The sequence below is a fragment of the Actinoplanes sp. NPDC049802 genome (assembly GCF_040656595.1).
Lineage (GTDB): Bacteria > Actinomycetota > Actinomycetes > Mycobacteriales > Micromonosporaceae > Actinoplanes.
Genome location: NZ_JBFAMR010000033.1, coordinates 85,572 through 91,733 on the forward strand (window position 1 = coordinate 85,572; position 6,162 = coordinate 91,733).

A 6,162-nucleotide genomic window follows, 5' to 3' on the forward strand; every position below is an offset into this window, starting at 1 on the left:
CCCACCTCTTTCGCTTGGCGGGGCGCGAACGGCGTACGACTAGATCCGGGGTGAGCTCAAGGCTCGCAGCACGTCGGGGTACAGACGGGTTTTGATCGTGCCGAGCGCGGGGCCGGCCTTGCCGGCGAGTGAGGCGGCGAGCTGGATCGCGGTGGGCAGGACGTCGCCGGCGGGGACAGCGTGGTCGATGATGTGCAGCTCAGCGGCTTCGAGACCGCCGTAGCGGCGGGCGGTGACCATGGCCTCGTGTGCGGTCTGTGGGGTGAGGCGGGCCTGGATGAGGGCGCTCATGCCGGGGGTGAACGGCAGGTGGATGTCCGCTTCCGGCAGGCACCAGTAGCCGCGGTCGGCGCGCATGACGCGCAGGTCGTGGGTGAGCGACAGCATGGCGCCCCCGGCGAAGACGTGGCCGGGCATCGCGGCGACGGTCACCATCGGGAGGGTCAGCATGCGGGCGAAGAGATCGTGTACGGAGATGGCGTAGGCGAGTCGCTCCTGCGGGTGACCGGCCAGCCAGTCGAGGTCGATCCCGAGGCTGTAGTGCCGGCCGGTGGCGGTCGTGACCAGGGCGGCCGGGCGGGGCGCCGTCCGCACCTCTGTCTCGATGTCGTCGAGCAGCTTGTTCAGGGCGGTGAGCATGTCGGGATGCAGGCGGTTCTCGGTGTCGCCGAGGTCGAGGACGTAGACGTCGCCGTGGCGGTCCAGGGTCGGCATGGGCAGGCCTCCTTAGTTACCTGCCGGTAACATAGCGGACCAGCCCCGGTTCGTCGATGACTCCGCGCCCCGGCACAATGGGAGGGTTGGTTTGCCATGGGAACCCCTGAAGGAGGAACGGTGGCGCTTTCGGAACGGCCGGAGAAGTGCGTGGTGGCCGTCGACGGCCCGTCCGGATCGGGTAAATCCACCGTTTCCCGGCGGCTGGCCAGCGCTGTCGACGGGGTCTACCTCGACACCGGCGCGATGTACCGGGCGATCACCTGGGCGGTCCTTCAGGGTGGAGCCGACCTGAGCGACCCCGACGCGATCGCCAAGATCGCACTCGAGACCGAACTGTCGATCGGCACCGACCCGTCGGCGCCGCACTTCGCCGCCAACGGCACCAACGTCGACGCCCCCATCCGCGGGCCCGAGGTGACCGGCGCCGTGTCCGCCGTCGCCGCCGTCCCCGCGGTCCGCAAACACCTCGTCACACTCCAGAAGGCCATCATCGCGGCCCACCCGCGGATCATCGTCGAGGGCCGCGACATCGCCTCCGTGGTCGCACCCGACGCCGACCTCAAGGTCTACCTGACCGCGTCGGCCGCCGCCCGCGCCGCCCGCCGCAGCGCCGAGGACTCCAGCGACGTCGCCGCCACCGAAGCCGACCTGGCCCGCCGCGACAAGCTCGACTCCAGCCGTGCCGTCGACCCGCTCAAGCAGGCCTCCGACGCGATCGAGGTCGACACCACGGGCATGGGGATCGACGAGGTCGTCCAGCATCTTCTCGGTCTACTCAACAGCAAGGTAAGTAAGTGACTGAACTTCCCGCCGGCCTCGATCTCAACGACTTCGAGGGCGGGTTCGAGTTTTCCGATCCCTCCGCTTCCGCCGGAGAGGAGGCCTTCTCCGGCCCGGTGCCCGTCGTCGCCGTCGTCGGCCGCCCCAACGTCGGCAAATCCACGCTGGTCAACCGCATCATCGGCCGCCGCCAAGCGGTCGTCGAGGACAAACCCGGCGTGACCCGCGACCGGGTGCCCTACGACGCCCAGTGGAGCGGACGGCGGTTCACCGTCGTCGACACCGGCGGCTGGGAGCCCGACGCCCGCGACCGAGCCGCGGCCATCGCCAACCAGGCCGAGATCGCGGTACAGACCGCCGACGTGGTCGTCTTCGTCGTCGACGTGTCCGTCGGCGCCACCGACGTCGACGAGGCGGCCGTCAAGATGCTGCGGCGCAGCCACAAGCCGGTCATCCTGGTCGCCAACAAGGCCGACAACCAGACCCTCGAACTCGAGGCCGTCTCACTGTGGTCCCTCGGGCTGGGGGAGCCGTACCCGATCTCCGCCCTGCACGGCCGCGGATCCGGCGATCTGCTCGACCACATCCTCGCCTCGCTGCCGCCGACACCCCCGGTCACCGAGGGCGGCCCGCGCGGCCCGCGCCGGGTCGCGCTCGTCGGCCGCCCCAACGTCGGCAAGTCGAGCCTGCTCAACCGGGTCGCCAAGGAAGAACGGGCGGTCGTCGACTCGGTCGCCGGCACGACCGTCGACCCCGTCGACAGCCTCGTCGAGATGGACGGCGAGATCTGGCAGTTCGTCGACACCGCCGGCCTGCGCAAGCGGGTCCACCAGGCCTCCGGCACGGAGTACTACGCGTCCCTGCGCACCGCCGGCGCCGTCGAAGCCGCCGAGGTGGCGGTCGTCCTGCTCGACTCCGGCGACGTCATCTCGGAACAGGACCAGCGGGTCATCACCCAGGTCATCGAGTCCGGCCGGGCGCTCGTCATCGCCTTCAACAAGTGGGACCTGGTCGACGCCGACCGCCGGTTCTACCTCGACAAGGAGATCGACCGGGACCTGAAACGGGTCACCTGGGCCGTTCGGGTGAACATCTCCGCCAAGACCGGCCGCGCCGTCGACAAGCTGGCGCCGGCCATCCGCCGCGCCCTGACGTCGTGGGAGACCCGGATCCCCACCGGCGCCCTCAACCAGTGGCTGACCGCGCTCACACAGGCGACCCCACACCCGGTCCGTGGCGGCCGCGCCCCGCGCGTCCTCTTCGCCACCCAGGCCGGCGTGGCTCCGCCCCGCTTCGTCCTCTTCACGACCGGCCCCTTCGACGCCGGCTACCTGCGCTTCATCGAGCGCAAGCTGCGCGAGGAGTTCGGCTTCGAGGGTACGCCCGTCGAGATCTCGGTGAAGCCGCGCAAGAAGACGGGGCCGGGGGGTCGCGGAAAAGCACATGGTTGAGGTTGCTAGTCTGTAGGAGATGTCGCGCGGGGCTGGGGTTCCGGGCGGGATCGGGCTGTAGCGCAGCTTGGTAGCGCACTTGACTGGGGGTCAAGGGGTCGCAGGTTCAAATCCTGTCAGCCCGACCAGTGTTTTGAAGCCGCTGGCGAGGACGAAAGTCCTGGTCAGCGGCCTTTTCTATTGACAGACATCGCTCGCTAAAGTCGCTTTAGTGGATCTTGTGGTCACGGGCGTGGTCACAGCCGCGGCTTGCGGTGGTCACGTCGAGAACTCGTCAAGCGGGCATAACGGTTCTAAACCGTGGCAGTTATGTCCTCTTTGCCCGCTTTGTGTTCGCCGCGCTTGACCACTTCGCAGGTGCCGCAGCGGACGGCTGCTGCCTGTGCGTGTCGGCCAATCCGCTCGTGCGAAGTAGCGGCGGCTCTACGCCTTGCCGTGCGGTATTCATGCAGCTTGCTGCGTCCGGCCTTGCTTTGCGTCTCGTTCACGGGGCGGTGTATGCCCTGTCAGTGATCTTCGCCGATCCACATCTAGACATTATGTAACCATTGCGCTACGTTCGGTTGAGATCTTTGTTGCCGCATGATGCTCGTTGTATTCCATTCGGCTGCGGGAGGCGCATTTGGCGCGCGATAACGACGTGCGACGGGATGTACGCAGCCTCGCCGACATTCTCGCTGTCGCGCCATGGATGGAGCTGGAAGAGCACATTAGCCAGTTGCGCGAGCGTGTTGACAACGCGGTGCGGGAGGCGCACGCTCGGCGGGATCAGTTACGCAATGAGATCCTTTCGGACCAGCCCGAACTCAGGAGGCGGATCCGCCGACCCAGTCTCGAGTCGTTGCGATGGGCAAAGTCGCTTTTGGGATCGGGCATTGTGGCTGCCGCCGACGGGACGGTAGCTGCTGTTCCGCTGCTGAGCGGTACCAAAATTCAGGTAGGCGTCGTGGTGGTGACGAACACCGGTGACTCGGTACGACTGGTTACCAGAGTGTTCGAGCACGAGTTGACCTCATATGGAGAGACGGCGCGCGAATTTTTCGCTAACCTGCGCCAGGTTCACGGCAGTTCGAATCTTGCGAGCAGGGCGCTAATGCTGTTCGGCGAGCGCCAGATCTTGCTCGGCCAGGAGGCTGATTGGCGGATGATTCACGGCGAACTTATCCCCTACGAACTCCGAACCGGTGTCGGCAAGCCCAAAGAGAACCTTCCGCCGGTGTTTGACCTAGTCGGACGCTACGTCGCGAATCAAAAATTTATCGCCGTCAGTGAAGGTCCAGAAGATTTGGAGGTGCTGAACGCCGCGATTGTGCTGGATCCAGGCGAGTTTATCGAGTTGAGAACGTTGACCGATGACCTGACCACCTTCCTCGACGGCAATGAGGAGGAAGGCGTGACCCGGGCCGGTTTCAATAATGTTGACCGGGAGACCTTCCGGAAGTTCATCCGCTTGGTTGGTCCAGAGGTCGCGATCGTGCTGATCAAGGCCGGGCATCGGCCCTTCCTGCTCGAGTGCCACCGGGAGCGGGTTGACGAGGCCGCTGCACTGTTTCTTGCCGACGCCCTGTGGACGCGAGGGTTGCCTGACGAAGGTGCGGCGGTGACGGCTCGGGGCTTCCCGTTTCATATCGACCTAGCCGACAATGTTGCCCGCACGCTATTCAAGGGCGCCGAGTTCCGCGGCTTCGTGGAGGCGCGCCTGATGGAACTCGGTGTGGAGCAGGGCATCGCCGACCTTGACCCACGGAGGACACGCGGATGAGTGAAGGCGAGAGTGTCACAGGTACGCCTGAAGACGCCGACGTACCTGACCCTGACGAGCCTGGCGAGGAGACGACTGAGGCAATACCGCTGGTCGTACCGGATCCGATCGACAACGAGACTGCCGCAACGAACCAGGCGGAGGTGGAGGCGGCACGTGACAGTGTAGCGCGCTCGCTCGTCACCCTTGGCTTCGTCGCGTTTGACGGCCAGGGAACGGACAACACGAGCAGTGGCGTGCTTGTCTCGGAAGAACTACGTCGGCATTTTCGTCGAGACACATACGTCGGGATTGAGGATGTCGAGCAGGGTGTCACCTTCCTTGGCCGGGTCGTCGAGGGGCCATTTCACAGCCCTCATGAGATTGGACCGGACTCCGCAATCAGCCGGACCACGCTCTTGCACCCCGACCGCACTCAGTTCCGACCCACCTATTACGCGGCCGGCACCATCGAGATCCTTGGCGAGATCACTGAAGCGGACGTCGTGCTTCCCACGTCTACGCGACCTCGACCCTATTCCCGCACCTTCATCTATCCGGCCGATCGACTTAGACGCATGCTGGGCCTTGAAGGGGACATGCAACTCGGCGCGCTCCTTGGCTACGACGAGGTCGCCGTCGAGGCCGACTCGACCAGCAAGGGTTTCCTGCCGCGCAACGTAGGGATCTTCGGCACTGTGGGCTCAGGGAAATCGAACACTACGCAGGTCCTGATGGAAGAGGCCCTGCGTGCTGGCTGGGCAGTGGTCGCCATCGACGTTGAAGGCGAGTACGTGCGCATGAATGAACGTACTGACGACGCCCGGTTGGCTGCCTCGCTCGGTGATCGGTACCCCACCCGCCTACCGCGGGGAATTCCGGATTGCCGCGTCTACGTCCCGAATGCGGGCATGACCGACGCACCACATCCGATGTCGTTCAAGGTGCCTATCTCCGCCGTGCCGGACGAGATCGTGGCGGACATCCTTGAACTCAGCGAAGCCCAAGTCCGGATGTGGGGAGCAATCACCGCTCAGGCCACCCGTAACGCCGAGAACGCACCGAAGCCGAGCCGGATGGGAGCGCTGGCACCGTCGCGACCTTCCGCGACAGAACGCCCGTATACCCTCAGTACCCTTATCGATGGACTTACCGAAGAATCCAATGGTGTTGGCATCCCGCTCGTCCCCAAGGCCGGCACCGCCGAGAAGAACACCGCGTCAACGTTGCGCGGCAAGCTGTTCAAGCTCGGCAGGTCGAACATGCTCGACTGGGGACCCACGCGGGGAACGGACTATCTTGATATCGACGATCTCCTGTTCGCCCAACGGCTGAGCGTGTTCGACGTCAGCGAAACCAATGACACTGCCCGAAACATTGACCTGATCTCAACAAGATCCGGATAGGTATTTGTATTCGTAGTGGGTCAGGTGTAGCGCGGCGGCGACGATGTCGCCGGTCCGGCGAGGGCTG

General features: G+C 65.4%; 5 protein-coding genes and 1 tRNA gene. 5 read left to right on the forward strand and 1 reads right to left on the reverse strand.

Annotated features, from left to right (window positions below; translation table 11 throughout):
• Positions 1–39: 39 nt before the first annotated feature.
• On the reverse strand, positions 40–714 hold the full coding sequence (locus AB0I88_RS23265; protein WP_361028084.1) for an enoyl-CoA hydratase-related protein: 675 nt from the start codon (positions 712–714) through the stop codon (positions 40–42).
• 120 nt (positions 715–834) lie between these two features.
• On the opposite strand from AB0I88_RS23265, the gene cmk reads away from it, so the two are divergent.
• The 5 genes from cmk (at position 835) to AB0I88_RS23290 (ending at position 6,095) form a co-directional block, all read left to right on the forward strand.
• A complete protein-coding gene (gene cmk, locus AB0I88_RS23270) occupies positions 835–1,515 on the forward strand; it encodes a (d)CMP kinase (protein ID WP_361028087.1) in 681 nt (226 codons plus the stop codon).
• Positions 1,512–2,948 carry a ribosome biogenesis GTPase Der gene (der, locus tag AB0I88_RS23275; protein ID WP_361028090.1) on the forward strand — a complete coding sequence of 479 codons (1,437 nt, stop codon included), beginning with the start codon at positions 1,512–1,514 and terminating at the stop codon, positions 2,946–2,948. Before cmk ends, der begins: the two co-directional genes overlap by 4 nt.
• Positions 2,949–2,999: 51 nt before the next feature.
• Positions 3,000–3,076: transfer RNA gene (locus AB0I88_RS23280), tRNA-Pro, on the forward strand.
• A 464-nt stretch (positions 3,077–3,540) separates the two neighbouring features.
• Entirely contained in the window at positions 3,541–4,710 is a 1,170-nt protein-coding gene (locus AB0I88_RS23285; protein ID WP_361028094.1) for a hypothetical protein, read from the forward strand.
• A complete protein-coding gene (locus AB0I88_RS23290; RefSeq protein WP_361028097.1) occupies positions 4,707–6,095 on the forward strand; it encodes a DUF87 domain-containing protein in 1,389 nt (462 codons plus the stop codon). The genes AB0I88_RS23285 and AB0I88_RS23290 overlap by 4 nt, the downstream gene beginning before the upstream one ends.
• Positions 6,096–6,162 lie beyond the last annotated feature (67 nt).

What these genes read in the sequence shown, in the direction of transcription:
- AB0I88_RS23265 (WP_361028084.1), bottom strand. Translation starts at nt 714, where the DNA reads ATGCCGACCCTGGACCGCCACGGCGACGTCTACGTCCTCGACCTCGGC.
- AB0I88_RS23290 (WP_361028097.1), top strand. Translation starts at nt 4,707, where the DNA reads ATGAGTGAAGGCGAGAGTGTCACAGGTACGCCTGAAGACGCCGACGTA.